The sequence below is a fragment of the Hafnia paralvei genome (assembly GCF_020150375.1).
Taxonomy (GTDB): Bacteria; Pseudomonadota; Gammaproteobacteria; order Enterobacterales; family Enterobacteriaceae; genus Hafnia; species Hafnia paralvei.
This window is the reverse complement of record NZ_CP083737.1, coordinates 3,201,554-3,218,222: the sequence shown is the minus strand read 5'-3', so window position 1 is coordinate 3,218,222 and position 16,669 is coordinate 3,201,554. Positions and strand designations below refer to the sequence as shown.

At 47.9% G+C, this 16,669-nt stretch carries 15 protein-coding genes; 9 read left to right on the top strand and 6 right to left on the bottom strand.

From position 1 onward, the window contains the following. Positions 1-224 precede the first annotated feature (224 nt). From K9N75_RS15085 to K9N75_RS15070, 4 genes are all read right to left on the bottom strand, one after another. Positions 225-1,400 carry a fimbrial protein gene (locus K9N75_RS15085; RefSeq protein ID WP_020303647.1) on the bottom strand — a complete coding sequence of 392 codons (1,176 nt, stop codon included), beginning with the start codon at positions 1,398-1,400 and terminating at the stop codon, positions 225-227. Further along, positions 1,390-3,945, bottom strand: a complete 2,556-nt coding sequence (locus tag K9N75_RS15080) for a fimbria/pilus outer membrane usher protein (protein ID WP_224451790.1) — start codon at positions 3,943-3,945, stop codon at positions 1,390-1,392. Before K9N75_RS15080 ends, K9N75_RS15085 begins: the two co-directional genes overlap by 11 nt. An 8-nt stretch (positions 3,946-3,953) precedes the next feature. Continuing rightward, positions 3,954-4,643: a fimbrial biogenesis chaperone gene (locus tag K9N75_RS15075; protein WP_224451789.1), complete on the bottom strand. Its 690-nt coding sequence runs from the start codon at positions 4,641-4,643 to the stop codon at positions 3,954-3,956. 139 nt (positions 4,644-4,782) lie between these two features. Then, complete coding sequence (locus tag K9N75_RS15070; protein ID WP_166713372.1) at positions 4,783-5,352, bottom strand: fimbrial protein; 570 nt, start codon at positions 5,350-5,352, stop codon at positions 4,783-4,785. Positions 5,353-5,900: 548 nt separating this feature from the next. On the opposite strand from K9N75_RS15070, the gene K9N75_RS15065 reads away from it, so the two are divergent. Beyond that, positions 5,901-6,176 (top strand): winged helix-turn-helix domain-containing protein, encoded by a 276-nt coding sequence (locus K9N75_RS15065; RefSeq protein WP_008814128.1) that lies wholly within the window; start codon positions 5,901-5,903, stop codon positions 6,174-6,176. A 63-nt stretch (positions 6,177-6,239) separates the two neighbouring features. Here K9N75_RS15065 and narP read toward each other — a convergent pair whose 3' ends face one another. After that, complete coding sequence (narP, locus tag K9N75_RS15060; RefSeq protein ID WP_008814127.1) at positions 6,240-6,872, bottom strand: nitrate/nitrite response regulator protein NarP; 633 nt, start codon at positions 6,870-6,872, stop codon at positions 6,240-6,242. Positions 6,873-6,955: 83 nt separating this feature from the next. Then, positions 6,956-8,638, bottom strand: a complete 1,683-nt coding sequence (narQ, locus tag K9N75_RS15055; RefSeq protein ID WP_008814126.1) for a nitrate/nitrite two-component system sensor histidine kinase NarQ — start codon at positions 8,636-8,638, stop codon at positions 6,956-6,958. Positions 8,639-9,067: 429 nt separating this feature from the next. On the opposite strand from narQ, the gene napF reads away from it, so the two are divergent. The 8 genes from napF to nudK all read left to right on the top strand — a co-directional run bounded on the left by napF (position 9,068) and on the right by nudK (position 16,497). After that, on the top strand, positions 9,068-9,592 hold the full coding sequence (napF, locus tag K9N75_RS15050; RefSeq protein ID WP_008814125.1) for a ferredoxin-type protein NapF: 525 nt from the start codon (positions 9,068-9,070) through the stop codon (positions 9,590-9,592). Next, entirely contained in the window at positions 9,589-9,855 is a 267-nt protein-coding gene (gene napD / locus K9N75_RS15045) for a chaperone NapD (RefSeq protein WP_004092032.1), read from the top strand. The genes napF and napD overlap by 4 nt, the downstream gene beginning before the upstream one ends. Next, on the top strand, positions 9,852-12,344 hold the full coding sequence (gene napA, locus K9N75_RS15040) for a nitrate reductase catalytic subunit NapA (RefSeq protein ID WP_008814124.1): 2,493 nt from the start codon (positions 9,852-9,854) through the stop codon (positions 12,342-12,344). The genes napD and napA overlap by 4 nt, the downstream gene beginning before the upstream one ends. A 21-nt stretch (positions 12,345-12,365) precedes the next feature. Beyond that, on the top strand, positions 12,366-13,118 hold the full coding sequence (gene napG, locus K9N75_RS15035) for a ferredoxin-type protein NapG (RefSeq protein WP_008814123.1): 753 nt from the start codon (positions 12,366-12,368) through the stop codon (positions 13,116-13,118). After that, entirely contained in the window at positions 13,118-13,984 is an 867-nt protein-coding gene (gene napH, locus K9N75_RS15030) for a quinol dehydrogenase ferredoxin subunit NapH (protein WP_039188212.1), read from the top strand. Before napG ends, napH begins: the two co-directional genes overlap by 1 nt. Positions 13,985-14,022: 38 nt before the next feature. Then, positions 14,023-14,442, top strand: coding sequence for a nitrate reductase cytochrome c-type subunit (napB, locus tag K9N75_RS15025; RefSeq protein ID WP_230599750.1), 420 nt, complete (start codon positions 14,023-14,025; stop codon positions 14,440-14,442). 11 nt (positions 14,443-14,453) lie between these two features. After that, the gene (napC, locus tag K9N75_RS15020; protein ID WP_004092041.1) at positions 14,454-15,083 is read left to right on the top strand and encodes a cytochrome c-type protein NapC; all 630 of its coding nucleotides are present in this window, start codon (positions 14,454-14,456) and stop codon (positions 15,081-15,083) included. A gap of 856 nt (positions 15,084-15,939) precedes the next feature. Beyond that, positions 15,940-16,497, top strand: a complete 558-nt coding sequence (gene nudK, locus K9N75_RS15015; protein ID WP_224452620.1) for a GDP-mannose pyrophosphatase NudK — start codon at positions 15,940-15,942, stop codon at positions 16,495-16,497. Positions 16,498-16,669: the final 172 nt, after the last annotated feature.

Here is a 16,669-nt window from a genome sequence, read left to right as displayed (position 1 = left end):
CTCATAACGCTTACTCTTATGCTTGAAAGTGGAGTTCTAGACGTAAATCGATCCATGCTAACGCACTTTATCCTGTCAGTGAGTTCAAAACGTGGAGAAAAAAAGGAGAAAGAGTAAATATTCTTTCAGACGGTATGTATTTGCTAGGATTATTCAGTCTAAGAGGGCAGTAAAGCTGTATTTTGATATTCATCATAATACAGCTCTATGAATATGGGGTTACTTTAGCGAAGTTCCATTTTTACCGTGACATTACCTTCAAATTTACCCGGTTGGGGCCTACTTGATGTCGTGCTCACCGGCGCCGCTGTCATGCTTATCTTACCATTTCCCTGCGAATCCAGAGTGATGGGTAAATCGAGCGAACCGTCTAGCACAATATCATTATTATTTTGATCAAACATACGTACGCCGATGTCATCACGGTCGAGCATTTTTGCAATGAGATTGTTGCTGCCTGCGGCAACCCCTTGGTCTGCCGTAAGGCTAAATTTGATTTTCCCTGCGTTGGCGGCGGCGGGATCGTCGCAGTGATACGTGATATCAACGTCTTTTAAGGTGTAGTTGGTTGGAGGCTCGCCTTGGGAGACAAACTGCGATGTAACGATATTACCTAATTCGACCTCTATGGTGCTGCCTGCATTAATCGTGCAACTCAACGGCGCGGTGAGTTTTCCGGTTACTTGAATACTGGAGACCCATTGTGTGTCAGTGACGCTGCAATAGTTACCGAAAGAGAGACAGGCATAATTTTGTACGATAACCGTTGATGGAATGATCTCTTCGCCAAGAATCGCTTTTTTAATATAAAATTTGAAAGCCAAAATATTCCATTTGAAGCTACGTTTCGTAGTGCTTGCGTCGGCAGGTCTTGTAGCATCACTGCACACATCACTTGTTCCTTCAGTGTGTCTTAGCTGTACTTCATTAGTGCTATACATGCCTGCAATAGGTGTTGGATAGGTATCAACATTAATAGGGGGCAGACCATGGCCATCGGGTGAATCTATCGCATCGCCATAGGCTGTGACGTCGATATCCAGATGTTCAGTCAAATAACCATATCCGTTGGTTCCTGGAGGTAGCGGGCTGCCTCCCGCGGTAGTTTCATAGATGGCTGTGGATGCATAAAGATTGTACGGGCAGGTACAGTTCGCAACGATGGCTGGACCATTGCCTGCAATGTGATCATTCACATTGGCAGAATACCCATCGTGATTTTCTTCGGAAGGGAGTTCTGTGTCAGTATGAATCGTGTAGGTTACTGGCGCTGGAAAACAGTTCTGCAATACCGTCGTTGCCGCTTGAGAGAAAAGAGGGAAGATAGAAAATATCAACACTAGGCAAAGTTTGCATCGCTGAAAGAATGCAGCATGTGCGGTGGTTTTTTTATTTTGCATGATTTACATCCGGCTTGCAGAGTACGCTGGCTTGGTGAATGCCACCCACAGTTGCTTCAGAAGAAGAGGGGAACACGACATAAGCGTGGCAACGTTGTTCAGGTGAGGAGCCCCATTGCACCGTCAATGCAATGTTTTCACCCACGCCCGAGAGATAAAGTTCACCATGGTCATCCACGATTCCGCTTAGGGATAGTCCATCCACGCTGGCTACAGCCCCAAATGGGATGATGCGGCCGTCCGGGCGGGTGAGAGTGATTAGCGCTCGATAGCCAATATGCGCCGTAAATTGTGTGCTGACAGCGGCGTTCCTACTTGGAACCACGGTCATCGTCGTTGCATCGGTGTCTATATCATCGGGCAAACTGGTGGTATCGATGCGAATAACGTTTTCCTGATAGGGCGTAAGGGAAGGAATAATGGCGTTGCCAAAGAAATCTGTCCGAACGCCACGCTGATTCGTAAAGCGCACACCGGATGCGCCTTTTGCGCTGACAATAGCAAATTGTTCACCCAGAGGCTGTGACAGGGTTACACCTAACGGATGAGCAACAACCGCTCCGCTTACACCATAGGTCAATTGCCGAGAATTATCAGAGGCGTAGTAATAGCCTGCATTAACGTTGGCGTATTGCGAACGATAGCCGCCATAAACGCTACTGTTATCCCCACCGCCATGATTGGTATGGCTTTGCTGAAGTGAATAACTCAGCCTATCGTCATCCAACACCGTGCCATTCAGCCCAACGTTATGGCTAGTGTCGCCCCGTTTACTGGCGTTGATATTGTAGCTGACCCAGCTTTTTGGTAGCCACTTAGCGAGCGGCACACTAAAACCTAGCGACATCATTTGATCGCTCTTCTCATCACTGGTTTTGCTATAGGTATAGGCAATATTGACGCTAATATCCCCAATAACTCGGCTGAGTCCTGATGTCACACTTCTTTCTTTGCGGCTGGTCTGCCAGTAGTCCTGCTGATAGCCAGAGACGTATAAACTGCTATTCAGAATGGTCTGATTGAGGTTTAACTGAAGTCTGCTGCGCTTATTATAGCGAAACGACCAGTCTGTATCGCTATCATCATATTTTTCATTCGCATCGGCAAAACTGTAGTAGCCACTCGTTGAATATCGATAGCTTGCGAGTGTGAGGTTAGTATCTGTGGTTTCTATCTTCTTGGTATACATGAGGCGCCAAGACTGACCGTTTTGCTGCTCATCATTATCTAGACGCGCTTGCGCCCAAGTGACATCTGTCGATATCGCACCTAAATCACCCAGCAAAACGCCGGTGCCACCGTTGAATGCTTGATAGTCAGGTGAAAATGTTACACCGCCAAAAAAAGTCAGATAGTTGTTAAGCCCGTAAATGGCGCTGCCTTGTGCGAAAAGCGGCTCATTTGCTGTGAGATTATCGTCAGCTTGATAGCGTGCAAGAGTGACTTCATAGCGGATATTGCCCGGCCGTTGCATTACCGCAACACTTGAATAAGGTTGGATGAAACGATGTTCGGTGCCGTCAGCTTCCTTAACCGTTACCTCAAGGTCTGCACTGTTGGTCGTAGAATACAGATCGGTAATTTCAAACGCACCCGGAGCCACGTTAGCTTGATAAATGACATAACCATTTTGACGCACGGAGATTTCCGCGTTAGAGCTGGCGATACCTCGGATTATTGGTGCAAAACCACGCTGATTGTAGGGCAGCATTTCATCGTCAGATGCGATATTAATACCGCGATATTGCAGGCTATCAAAAACCTCGCCACGAGTGCTGTTTTCGCCTGCAATAAACTGGGCTTTCAATAGGTGAATATCATGTTGGATCCACGTATTAATAGCTTGCCAAGACTGCGTATTATCTGATTGGCTCCAGGTTGAATAGTTACGAAGTCGCCATCCGCCAAAATTAGCACCGCTGCGCAGATTGAGATACTGCGTGTCGTTACTCGTATGGTCGCTATTCTCACGTCGTGAACCAGAGAATGCATAATCAGCAAAAAGCACAGGAGCTCCGTCATTCCAGCGCGAAGGATCAACGTCGGTGGAATGGTGCGTATCGATTGCTGCCTGTGGCATGCTAATACGCAACGTCATGGCATTAAAATCGAATGTTGCTGATGCAAAAGGAATATATTTATCAATGGTGTCGATCAATGGCTCACTGCTAGGCAGCTTTGCTAAGCTGGGATAAGCATCGACACGAACTCCCCACTGGCGCAATTGTTGGGGGCTCAGTTGTGGTAGCAGAGCACCGTTCTTATTGTTGATATAATTAATCGTTTTGTCGTCTATCAACTTCTTATTAATCATTATTTTGGTTTGATAGGCACCGGGTAGTTGACCGTTTTCTTTCGAAAACAAAGACAGGTCAATATCCTGCTGTGACAATTCATCCCCCTCAAGAGAGGAAGGGGAAAAATAAAATTCTCTGGCGCTTACGTTGCTGATAGCAACGAGCAGCAAACCACTCAAGCCTCTCAATAATCGATGGGATTGCAAGTTGGGACGAGAGAAGCGTTGGCGCAATCCTTTAGCTGCCATGAGACTCATTATCCCTGGGTTAAATTCGTTGTAAATTCATTGGTTGCGTTGCCATAATCACTAATGCAACGCCAGATCACGTTTGAACCTTTGGCTGTATCGGATAGTTGAGATTGTGTGGTTGATTTTGGGGCAACCATTTCAATATTTTCCATCAATTTCCCGCCTACTTTTAAGCTATCAAAAACGCTGTAATAGTCGCCATCATTCGTAATCAGCAACTGATTATCGCGTCGGATAAACCGCAGGTTTTTGCAGGTGTCAATGGGCGTATCATGCAATCCTTTTGGGCGCCAAAATAATTTCAATCGAGTTTTATAGATGAGGCGTAAAACGTTTTTATCATCATCTTTTGCCATTGCAGGGATCGTACGTATATTCATATAAAATAAAGACTCACGATCGGTAGGTAGCGTCTTGCCTGACCATGTAATACGCAGATTTTGTTCTTTTTGTGGATCAAGCCGGAAAAGTGGCGGGGTAATGATGAATGGCCCGCGAGTTTTTCCGTCGCCAGTATCAATCCAAGATTGAATGAGCCAAGGAAGATCCTTTTCTTTATTTATCAGTGGTAGCGCTACCTCCTTCTTACTGGCGTCATAAATAATACGTGTTCGCCCTATCTGAACACCAGCCGCATGACTGAAACCAGATAGAATGCATAATATAGAAAAAACGGTCGGTATAAGAATTCGCATATTAGTGATCTTTAATAAATACATATCAATTTTTTATATCACAGCAAGCCTAGTGTTATATCTAAGCTGTAGGGCGAAATCATGCTGAACGTGTTATTAGATGAATCACTAATAACACGTTCAGCGAATAGCTAAGAATTTAATGATAAACAATGTTAATGGTTAAATCTGCATCAGCGGGGCCTGCGGTTACGGTTGATGCAAATGATTTATAACGAGCGTTAAAGGTTGCATTAACTCTATCTGTAGGCATTGCTGGTAGACCAAGAACAAGCTGTCCTTCTGACCCATCGACTTTGATAAACGTTGTATCTAAGCTACTTGGACTTAGGGCAATACCCACTCCCGTCGCTGCTGTTGCACCACTGGTTGTGATCTTGCTGACGTCGAGTAAGGTATTCGAGTTGGTGAGTGCAAAGGGGCCTGTGAAGGTTAATTGAATGTTAGGTAGCCCATCGCTTCTTAATGGGCAATCTTCTAGGATAATGCCTACAGGGACGAGATCTGACTCTGTCCCGATTGAACTAAAAAATGATGTGGGATAAGTACCTAGAGGAATTTTATATTCGTTTGTTCCGCCGTCACCAATAATGACACAGCTAGGTTCAATAATTTCTCCTGTGAAATGAATCTTACCTGCATTGTCTTCTGCAGCAAATACCGTTGCAGAAGAGAGTATGGTCATGGCAATAAACACGTTCCTTTTCACTATATTATTCTCCGTAATAATTTTATTTGGCGAAATTAATAAGTATGACTTATGTTTCTTGAAAACTCATTCTTTCATATATTTCGCAGAGTATATACATTTATTTCTTTACTCTGAAGTGTATTTTGATGTTTTCATGGTGAAACTTATTGCAAATTAATATGTTTAAATGACTTTCATTCCATTACTGTTAGTGTTTGTTGTAGTGTGAATATATTGAGTTGATTTATTTTCCAATCAGGAGGGGAGTTACGCTGTTTAACGATCAAATTAAATAATGCATTTACGGTATACATTAATTCAATGGATCTTTTTTGTTTTTCTTATTTTTAATTTTAAGTTTTAATAAATAAAAATGTAAATAAAATAGAAGTGTTAGTCTTAGTCAAGATTGAATTCAGCGTTATGCCCTCATTCATAATGCGTTCTCCAAGCTTTCTGTTCATGCCCTCTACGCCTTCCCTTTCTGACTAAACTATCTACAATACGAGAGTCATAAGTTATTTTTGAGTCACAGCGCGATTGCTACGTGATGAGTAGGAGAATAAATGGATTTCAACCCCGTATTTGCACGACGACTGTATCTGTGCTGGCTATTGAGCCACATAGAAAAGCCTAATGTACCTCATCTAATGCAGGTCACCGGTTGGCCACGCAGAACCTTACAGGATGTGCTTAAAGCATTACCTGGGATGGGGATAGAATTGGACTTTGTTCAAGAAGGTGTGCGTAACAACGATGGTTACTACCGTTTGAAAAGTTGGGGGCCGCTCAATGACAAATGGATTTCCGATCATGCTCAGCAATTGTTAGCGGCAATCTAGACCGTTAATCCATCGATGGACGATGGGAGAGCGACGGCCTATCGCCATCGCTTATCGAGTGTGTTACTGGTTTTTATTCTCCAGATAGAGCACCGTTGCGGCAACGCGTGATCGGACGTCCAATTTACGCAGTAGATTACGGATATGAACTTTCACGGTTTCTTCGGAGATGTGGAGCTGTGAAGCGATCTGTTTATTCGAAAGCCCGCGGGCGACTTCCTGCAATACGTCTAATTCACGTTCCGTCAGATCGGCAAAAGGATCGGTGAGTTCAGTGCGTGAAGACAGGTATTCGCTGATGGTATCACTAAAGACATTTTTGCCGCTTGCCGCTTGATGGATCTGAGAAAGCAGAATTTCTGGTTCACTATCTTTTAATAAATAGCCGTCGGCACCTGCATCAACCAAAGCATAGACATCGCTGCGTGAGTCCGAAACAGTCAGAATAATGATGCGGGCATCCACACCTTCATTACGCAGTGCTTTCAGCGTGTCCAGACCAGAGAGTCCCTTCATGTTTAAATCTAATAGGATCAAATCGGGTTGCGCGCGGCTAGCAAGTGCGATGGCTTCACTTCCGCTGCTAGCTTCTGCGACGACGTCAAAAGTAGGATCTAGTTCGAGCAATTGACGAATGCCGCGGCGCATCAAAGGGTGATCGTCCACGATCATCACTGCGTAATTTTCTGTTTCCATAGAAGGCTCCAAAACAATAGGGGACGATCTCTTCGTAGCCTATTATCGTTGTATTTTAATTGAACAATAGTTAATGCAGGTAATCAATGCTGAAAAACTAATGAGACTTCAGTTCCTGCAGGTTCCCGAGCGCGAATCATCAATTCGCCGCCCAGTCGTGTCGCTCGCTCTGCCATAATCGTCAGACCATAATGTCCATCAGGTTCTTCGAGGCTTGCGATGCCAACTCCATCATCTTGAATGCTAATCACACTTTCGCCCTTAGGGCCGTAATGGCAGCGTATTTCGATATGCTTTGCCTGAGCGTGTTTGATAGCGTTAAGCACGGCCTCACGTACAATTTGCAAGACGTGAACCTGCTGCTGTGCGTTGAGCGACTGCGAGGAAAGGGCACAGTTTAACGTAATAATGGACTCAGTTTGCAATTTTAATGGTGCCAGTAGCTGATGTAAGGCTTCTCGTAAATCAGCTTCTTGGATAGTTAAGCGAAAAGTGGCCAGCAATTCACGCAGTTGGCGGTATGCGTCAGATAGCGCCTGATCGAAATCTCGAATAATTCCCTGAGCCTGCGTATTTTCAGTAGGAATGGAGCGTTTAAGTAGGGTTATCTGTATGCGTAGGAAAGAAAGCGCCTGTGCCAGAGAGTCGTGCAGTTCGCGGGCAATAGTCGCGCGCTCTTCCATCAATAACAGCTGCACCTGCTGCTTTTGAGCGCGATTAAAATAGATCCCGCGGCTCAGCATGTTAGCAACGTTTTGCATTAGCTGCTGTTGTGCATGCTGCCCTTTTGGCCACCGCAGTTCACCGAGTCTATGTCCGTCTAACATCAATGCTATGGACGAGGTTGGCTTAGAATCCTCCAACTGGCCGCTGTGTAGCAACCAACGCCCGTTGCCGCTGTCGTGAACTTCTAGCTCTAGATAACTTAGTGCTTCGCTGGTGCGAACAATGTTTAGCACCTTTTCAAAACTTGGCTGGGTAATTTCACTGACGGTTAGCGCCTGAGAGCAATCAAACAGGACGCCGAGAGACTTATTGGCTTGCATAAGACTTTCGGTCTTCTCTTGCACCTTATCTTCTAGCGAGCGATACAGCTTTTCGAGCTCGCTCGACATCCGAATGAACGTTTTTGATAACACACCGATTTCATTCGGGAGATTGACATCTAACTGCATCGGTGAAAAATACCCGCTTTGCATCCGTTGACTGGCATTCACCAATTTATTGAGCGGGGCGACAACTTCGCGGCGGGTGGTATGGATTGCAAACCAAACCAGCCCAATGATGGCGAAAACACCTAACAGACTGATAGCGACAACCTGCTGCATTTTCTGCTCAGAATAGTGCTGTAGCACCAATACGAAGTGATCGATTTGGCTAACGTAACGCGCGACATCGGAAAGATATTTGGTGGTATCTCCGGCTTTAAGTTGCTGATCTAACACATGCCAGGTGGAGAGCAAATGGTGGTATTCACTGCGCACAGAAGCGGGAACATAAAATCGATCAAGCTTTTTGAGCGCCGGTGCCTGCATTGATTGCTCATATTCTTTGAGATGCAAATCAACATCCTGCGGTTGATTTGTCAAATCATAGGCAAGCCGATAACTTTGCATACGCAGCGAACCCGCAATATTCACGGCTTCAGCGTCGCTCAGGCTGCTGGCTACAGTGACGAGAGCAATGCCCGTCGACAGCACCGAAAGAATAACAATAGCCGCTAATGTTTTCGCTATTGTGCTAGTCACTGAACGTTTTACGAGCAAGTCAATTTACCTATTTTGTATGACCACGAGACAAGAGGATGAGCTGAGCATATTGGGCGGCAAAGGGGCTTCATAATGTCGCTATTTGTACCGCGATACTCAGGCATAAAAATGAATTCAAATAATCGTTATATAAAACAATTAATAACGAAATGAACGAATAACCTCTATACAGTGCGTGAAAACCCAACAAAAGGTTTGATCTCGCGCAATCCCTACCCACAATTACCTATAAAGGGGGATTATAACTCATCCTCTAATCCGCATACTTTATGCTTAGAAAAAACCTATACTTCTGGTTATTAAGTAAATAAGAACTATTACTAACAACAAGTTAAAACCAAAATAAATTGACTGGACGTATTTTTCATTTTTATTAGCCACTGTGCTTTTCATCAGGACAGATGAGCAATGTCACTGGAGTATTAAATGACTACGCTTTCTCGGCGCAATCTACTCAGTGCTCGTTGGCGTAAACCCGCTAGCGCACAGCGTCCACCTTGGACGATTGCTGAGCCTGCTTTTATTGCGGGCTGCACTCGTTGCCACTCCTGTATTGAACAGTGTGAAACTGGCGTATTAATCGCCGGTGACGGTGGTTTTCCCGCCATCGATTTCCATCGCGCAGAGTGTACCTTCTGCCGTCGCTGCGCCGAGGCCTGCGAGCTGCCGCTGTTTGAATTACATCGTGAACAGCCTTGGACGATCCGAGCCGAAATTCAGGGGAACTGTCTCACGCAAAAAGGGATTGAATGCCGCAGTTGTCAGGATGCCTGTGAGCCTTATGCCATCCGATTTGCTCCACATTTAAGTGGAATTGCGAAACCGATTATTGATTTAGATACATGTACCGGCTGTGGCGAATGTGTTCGTGGCTGTCCGGTGGATGCCATTCGAGTTATGCCAGCGGCGTCTTCTGTGCAAGATGATACTGCTGAAAGGAATGAAGTATGAGCAATGAGATGTGGCACGTATGTGGATTAGTCGTTCAGGCTAAGCCGGAAGCCGTACCCGCCGTCGCAGACGCTCTGGCCGCCATGCCGGAAACTGAAGTGGCAGCGATAGAACAAGAAAAAGGCAAGTTAGTGGTTGTCATGCAAAGCGAAGATTCAAACGCATTGCTAGACAGAATTGAGTCAGCGCGCAATGTGGCAGGTGTGCTGGCGGTGTCGCTGGTTTATCACCAGCAGGATGAGCAAGGTGAGGATACGCCATGAAACTCAGTCGTCGAGACTTCATGAAAGCCAACGCCGTCGCCGCTGCAGCAGCGGCTGCGGGGCTGACCATTCCGACCGTCGCGAAAGCGGTCGTCGGTGGGGCTGATGAAATTAAGTGGGATAAAGCACCGTGCCGCTTTTGCGGTACCGGTTGTGGGGTGTTGGTAGGTACGCAGAATGGTCGTATCGTGGCTTCTCAGGGCGATCCTGATGCGCCAGTTAACCGTGGCCTAAACTGTATTAAAGGTTATTTCCTGCCAAAAATCATGTACGGAAAAGACCGTCTGACTCAGCCGCTGCTGCGTATGAAGAATGGTCAGTACAATAAAGAAGGCGAATTCACGCCGGTGACCTGGGATCAGGCATTCGATGTGATGGAAGAGAAATTCAAAACCTCTCTGAAAGAAAAAGGCCCAACGTCAGTGGGGATGTTTGGCTCAGGCCAGTGGACGGTTTGGGAAGGCTACGCGGCGTCTAAATTGTTCAAGGCTGGTTTCCGCTCTAACAATATCGATCCTAACGCGCGCCATTGTATGGCGTCCGCGGTGGTGGGCTTCATGCGTACTTTTGGCATGGATGAGCCAATGGGTTGCTATGACGACATCGAACAGGCTGATGCTTTCGTGTTGTGGGGCTCCAACATGGCGGAAATGCATCCCATCCTATGGTCGCGTATTACTAACCGCCGTTTGACTGATCAGAACGTGAAAGTGGCCGTGCTATCCACCTTTGAGCACCGTAGCTTTGAGCTGGCCGACAACCCGATAATTTTCACGCCTCAATCCGATCTCGTGATCCTGAACTACATTGCGAACTACATTATTCAAAATAATGCTGTCGATCAGGAGTTCATGAAGCAGCACGTTAATATTCGCAAAGGGGCAACGGATATCGGTTACGGTTTACGTCCAACCGATCCATTGGAAAAAGCCGCTAAGAACCCTGGCAGCGATGCATCAGAGCCAATGAGCTTTGAAGATTACAAAGCGTTTGTATCCGAATACACGCTGGAAAAAACCGCAGAAATGACCGGCGTGCCAAAAGATTCGTTGGAATCACTGGCGAAGCTGTATGCCGATCCAAATATCAAAGTGGTTTCTTACTGGACGATGGGATTCAACCAACATACGCGTGGCGTATGGGCGAACAACCTTTGCTACAACATTCACCTGCTGACGGGCAAAATTTCTAAGCCGGGGTGTGGTCCGTTCTCATTGACCGGCCAACCTTCAGCCTGTGGTACAGCACGCGAAGTGGGGACGTTCTCTCATCGTTTACCTGCCGACATGGTGGTTACCAACGAAAAACACCGCCAGATCGCTGAAAACACATGGAAACTGCCTGCGGGTACCATCCCTGAGAAAGTGGGGCTGCATGCCGTCGCACAGGATCGCGCGCTAAAAGATGGCACGTTGAATGCCTACTGGGTGATGTGTAACAACAACATGCAGGCTGGGCCGAATATCAACGCTGACCGTATGCCAGGCTGGCGCGATCCACGTAACTTCATCGTGGTCTCCGACCCTTATCCAACCGTGAGCGCCTTGGCCGCTGACCTGATTTTGCCAACCGCGATGTGGGTGGAAAAAGAGGGAGCCTACGGCAATGCTGAGCGTCGTACCCAGTTCTGGCATCAGCAGGTAAAAGCGCCGGGCGAGGCGAAATCCGATCTGTGGCAGCTGATGGAATTCTCCAAGCGCTTCACCGTAGAAGACGTGTGGCCTGCTGAGCTGATCAATAGCAAACCTGAATTAAAAGGTAAAACGCTATTCGACGTGCTGTATGCCAACGGCAACGTGAATAAATTCAAGCTTGAAGAGATCCCTGCCGATCAACTGAACGATGAATCCCGCGATTTTGGTTTCTATGTGCAGAAAGGTCTGTTTGAAGAATACGCCTCGTTTGGTCGTGGTCACGGTCACGATCTGGCTCCGTTCGATGAATATCATAAGGCGCGAGGTATCCGCTGGCCGGTGGTTAATGGCAAAGAAACGCTGTGGCGCTACCGTGAAGGCTTTGACCCGTTCGTAAAAGTGGGTGAAAGCGTGCGTTTCTACGGTAAGCCAGACGGTAAAGCGGTGATTTTTGCTTTGCCATTTGAGCCTGCGGCGGAAGTACCGGATAAAGAATTTGACCTATGGCTGTCGACCGGTCGTGTGTTGGAACACTGGCACACGGGTTCTATGACGCGTCGAGTTCCCGAACTGCACCGCGCATTCCCTGAGGCCGTGTTGTTTATCCATCCGCTGGATGCCAAGCAGCGTGGTTTACGCCGTGGCGATAAAGTGAAAGTCAGTTCACGCCGTGGTGAGCTGGTTTCTATCGTTGAAACCCGTGGGCGTAACCGCGTGCCGCAAGGATTGGTTTACATGCCGTTCTTTGACGCCGCGCAGTTGGTGAATAACCTGACGCTGGATGCGACCGATCCGCTGTCGAAGGAAACCGACTTCAAAAAATGTGCGGTAAAAGTTGAAAAGGTGACTGCCTAAATAGGCAAGGAGCGTTACCTGATGACTCAACAACGAGATAAAAGGCCTGCACGCCGTCGTTTCTTACGCGACGCGGTGCGCAGTGCCGGAGGGCTGGCTGGACTAGCGCTGGTATTGGGATTGCAACAAAAGCAATCACAGGCTCGCGATGGTTTGGCTTTACGCCCGCCGGGCGCTTTGCCGGACGGTGAGTTTGAGCGCGCCTGCATTCGCTGCGGGCAGTGCGTTCAGGCTTGTCCTTACGACACGTTGAAGCTGGCGACGCTGCTGTCGCCCTCTTCAGCGGGAACGCCTTATTTCGTTGCCAGACAAACCCCCTGTGAGATGTGCGAAGACATCCCTTGTGTGGTGGCCTGTCCGAGTGGTGCTCTTGACCCTCATCTGACCGATATCGATGATGCGCGGATGGGGCTTGCGGTACTACTGGATCATGAGAATTGCCTAAATTGGCAGGGATTACGCTGTGATGTGTGTTACCGCGTTTGTCCCTCCATTGATAAGGCTATCACGCTAGAACTGCATCGAAACGAAAGAACCGGCGTGCATGCGAAGTTCTTGCCGACGGTTCACAGCGATGCCTGCACCGGCTGTGGGAAATGCGAACAGGCCTGCGTGTTAGACGAAGCGGCAATTAAAGTGCTGCCGCTCTCTATCGCACGCGGAGAGCTAGGACGTCATTACCGCTTGGGATGGGAAGAGAAGGAGAAGGCCGGACACTCATTAGTTCCGTCCGGCACTCAGCTACCTTCGCGTATGCCGCAGGGAGGTGAATAATGGCTAACAGCGCCAGTCAGGCTGGACGTGACGCTCGTCAGCGTCACGGATTCATCCGAAGTCACCGTTGGTTGCTTCTGCGTCGTTTAAGCCAATTGGCGATTCTGATGATGTTTTTATCAGGGCCGTGGTTTGGTGTCTGGATTTTAAAAGGAAACTACAGCGGCAGTTTGCTGCTGGATACCGTTCCTTTAACGGATCCATTGATGATGCTGGAAAGCTTGTTTGCTGGTCATTGGCCTGCACTCACTGCTTTAGCGGGAGCACTGGTTATCGTGGCTATTTATGCTTTGATTGCCAGCCGGGCGTTCTGCGCATGGGTTTGTCCGCTGAATCCGGTGACCGATTTAGCCGCGTGGATGCGGCGCAAGCTAAACATCCGCCAATCGGCATCGCTGCCGCGCGGTCTGCGTTATGGCATTTTGCTGGCGGTATTGGCGGGTAGCGCCGTAAGCGGAACTTTGCTGTGGGAATGGTTGAATCCTGTGGCATTGCTGGGGCGCAGCCTGATTTTTGGTGCCGTGGGTGGTCTATGGCTAATCTTGGCTGTTTTCCTGTTTGACCTGCTGGTGACAGAGCATGGATGGTGTGGGCATATTTGCCCGATGGGCGCTCTGTATGGCGTTATCGGCGCGAAAGCGATGGTGCGCGTGAGCGCAGAACATCGAGAAAAATGCACCCGCTGCATGGACTGTTTTCACGTTTGTCCGGAGTCTCAGGTTCTGCGAGAACCTGTATTAAATAACGATCATAGCCCGCTGGTACTGAGCAAAGATTGCATCAGCTGCGGGCGTTGCATGGATGTGTGTGCAGAGCACGTATTCGAATTTAAGAACCGATTTCATCGTTCGGGAGCTAAAGAATGAAAAGCAATGTCCTGAAAAAGCACGCTTCGCTTTGGGCAATGTTACAGGCAGTAGTGCTGTCACTGTCTGTAGCGGGCGCAGTATACGCGGCTAGCGACGTCGATTTGAGCCAGTCACCGGAAGTCTCTGGCACTGCAGAAGGGCAGATTAAAATGCCTAAGCAGCAAGAGCGTATGGCGCTGAACTATGTTAATCAGCCACCCATGATCCCGCACAGCGTTGATGGCTATCAGATCAGTAAAAACACCAATCGCTGCCTGCAATGTCACGGCGTTGAGCATTACCGAACTACGGGGGCACCGAGAATTAGCCCAACTCACTTTATGGATGCTAATGGAAAAGTGTTGGGTGAGGTGGCCCCACGTCGCTATTTCTGCCTGCAATGCCACGTACCACAAAGTGATGCACCACCTATCGTGGGGAATAGCTTCCAGGCCGCACCGGGCTTTGGGCAGTAACAGGAGCCGCTATGCTGGATAATAAAGAAGTAGACAACAAGCCAACCGAACAGAAAAAACCAGGCATTATTCGCCGAGTATGGCAGTGGTGGCGTCGTCCAAGCCGTTTGGCTCTGGGAACGCTACTGTTGTTGGGATTTGTGGCGGGGATTATTTTCTGGGGTGGCTTCAATACTGGGATGGAAATGGCCAACACAGAGAAATTCTGTATTAGCTGCCATGAAATGCGCGACAACGTGTATCAGGAGTATATGGATACCGTTCACTACACTAACCGCAGTGGTGTGCGTGCAACTTGTCCGGATTGCCATGTTCCCCATGAGTGGGTGCCGAAGATAGTGCGTAAAATCAAGGCGAGTAAAGAGCTGTATGCTAAGGCTTTTGGCCTGATTGATACGCCACAGAAATTTGAAGCACACCGTCTGGTGATGGCTGAAAACGAATGGGCGCGTATGAAAGCCAATGACTCGCAGGAGTGTCGTAACTGTCATAACTTCGAATACATGGACTTTACTGCACAGAAAACCGTCGCAGGGAAAATGCACGATCAAGCCATTCAGGACGGTAAAACCTGTATCGACTGTCATAAAGGGATAGCGCATAAGCTGCCTGATATGAAAGGGATTAAGAATGGGTTTTAGGGGGCTTAGGGCTGATGTTGTTGCTGTGTAAGGTTTCGTACGTCTTAAGCTCAGAAATCTACATGAGAACAGTTACAGTTAAAGTTTCGTACGCCTAGTATTCCGAAATCGACATGCACTCCGTGCAGGCGTCCGAGTCGGGGGGCTAATCGCTGCCTCCCGACACCCCAGCTTGGCACCGTCCTTCAGCCTGCTTCGCAGGTACCCGAATGTCGTCATTCCGGCTTTAACGGAACGAACGGCAATCGCGAGTATTCGGCGCATCCCTGCGCCTCACCCCTTCGGGGCCAACGCAAGCGTTGTTCAAATTTGCTCCAGGCAAATTTGTCCATGCCTCCTTCGTTCTTTCGCCGACGTCCTGTCGGCGAATCCTAGCCTATATTCCTCTATTCGGCTGAAGAACAACGTGCCGGAAAAGGTCAAAATCAAAAGATAAACCCAAAGCTTGCAGGTTTTTAGTTTAAGTCTTGGTAGATAGAGCCGCCGGTACAGGGATGTACCGGCGGAGTTTGGGGCGCCCTGGATGGACGATACCAAACCGGAGCGGAAATGGCGTCTCGGACAAAAGCGCGCGAGTTGAGAGCCCCCGCGCAACGGGGCTCTCATCGGTCGCCTTCGGCAGCGGTGTCATGGAAACACATGTGCTGACCGGCGAACGAAACCTTTCACTGCAATCCCATAGAGGATTAGCCCTCCAAACCGTAGCGGAAATCCATCCCACATAGCCCCCCCAACTTAAATCTCATTTAGCACGCGCAATCATTCCCAATTATCTGTTCTCGTCTTATATTGCTTCTTCCGCTCGAATCTATTGGGCCCCGCATTTGTAAGGGAGTTGTACTGCGTGAAAATTGAAATGATCAGCAATCGAGTTTTATCCGATCATTGGGCAGTTCTGCGTCAATACACCTATGATTTAACTCGACATAATGGCGGTACTATCCGCCAGATGCGCGAGGTTTATGACCGTGGAAATGGTGCTACGCTGTTGTTATACAACATGGAACAAAAGAGCGTAGTGCTTATTCGTCAGTTTCGTATTCCGACCTATCTCAATGGCAACAGCGATGGCCTGTTGATCGAAACCATTGCCGGTCTATTGGATAACGATGCACCAGAGGATTGTGTGCGTCGTGAGGCGATGGAAGAAACCGGCTTTGAAGTCGGCGAAGTAACTAAGGTATTTGAAGCCTACATGTCTCCCGGCGGTGTGACCGAAATTATTCACTTCTTTGTGGCTCCCTATACCAATAGCCAGAAAAAATCAGATGGCGGCGGTATTGAGGATGAAGATATCGAAGTGCTAGAACTGCCTTTCCAGCAGGCGCTTGACATGATTAGGGATGGTCAAATCAAGGATGGGAAAACCATTATGCTATTGCAGTACGCCCAAATTCAGGGCTGGATGAGTTAACCTGCTTTTGGCTCGGCGTAAACGCGCTGAGCCACTCTTCTAATGCCCTCCACAATATGTCCTGTTCGTTTCCTATCCATGAGTAAATTGTTGCAATAAATAAAACTTTTTGTTTTCTGCTTTATGGCACGCTTCATAGATTAAGTTGTTTTGCCCACTATACTGGTCTAGC

Excerpts from the sequence above, each read along its gene's own strand:
- K9N75_RS15085 (WP_020303647.1), bottom strand. The coding sequence starts at position 1,400 with ATGCAAAATAAAAAAACCACCGCACATGCTGCATTCTTTCAGCGATGC.
- K9N75_RS15080 (WP_224451790.1), bottom strand. The coding sequence starts at position 3,945 with ATGGCAGCTAAAGGATTGCGCCAACGCTTCTCTCGTCCCAACTTGCAA.
- K9N75_RS15075 (WP_224451789.1), bottom strand. The coding sequence starts at position 4,643 with ATGCGAATTCTTATACCGACCGTTTTTTCTATATTATGCATTCTATCT.
- K9N75_RS15065 (WP_008814128.1), top strand. The coding sequence starts at position 5,901 with ATGGATTTCAACCCCGTATTTGCACGACGACTGTATCTGTGCTGGCTA.
- narP (WP_008814127.1), bottom strand. The coding sequence starts at position 6,872 with ATGGAAACAGAAAATTACGCAGTGATGATCGTGGACGATCACCCTTTG.
- napF (WP_008814125.1), top strand. The coding sequence starts at position 9,068 with ATGACTACGCTTTCTCGGCGCAATCTACTCAGTGCTCGTTGGCGTAAA.
- napD (WP_004092032.1), top strand. The coding sequence starts at position 9,589 with ATGAGCAATGAGATGTGGCACGTATGTGGATTAGTCGTTCAGGCTAAG.
- napA (WP_008814124.1), top strand. The coding sequence starts at position 9,852 with ATGAAACTCAGTCGTCGAGACTTCATGAAAGCCAACGCCGTCGCCGCT.
- napG (WP_008814123.1), top strand. The coding sequence starts at position 12,366 with ATGACTCAACAACGAGATAAAAGGCCTGCACGCCGTCGTTTCTTACGC.
- napH (WP_039188212.1), top strand. The coding sequence starts at position 13,118 with ATGGCTAACAGCGCCAGTCAGGCTGGACGTGACGCTCGTCAGCGTCAC.
- napB (WP_230599750.1), top strand. The coding sequence starts at position 14,023 with ATGTTACAGGCAGTAGTGCTGTCACTGTCTGTAGCGGGCGCAGTATAC.
- napC (WP_004092041.1), top strand. The coding sequence starts at position 14,454 with ATGCTGGATAATAAAGAAGTAGACAACAAGCCAACCGAACAGAAAAAA.
- nudK (WP_224452620.1), top strand. The coding sequence starts at position 15,940 with ATGATCAGCAATCGAGTTTTATCCGATCATTGGGCAGTTCTGCGTCAA.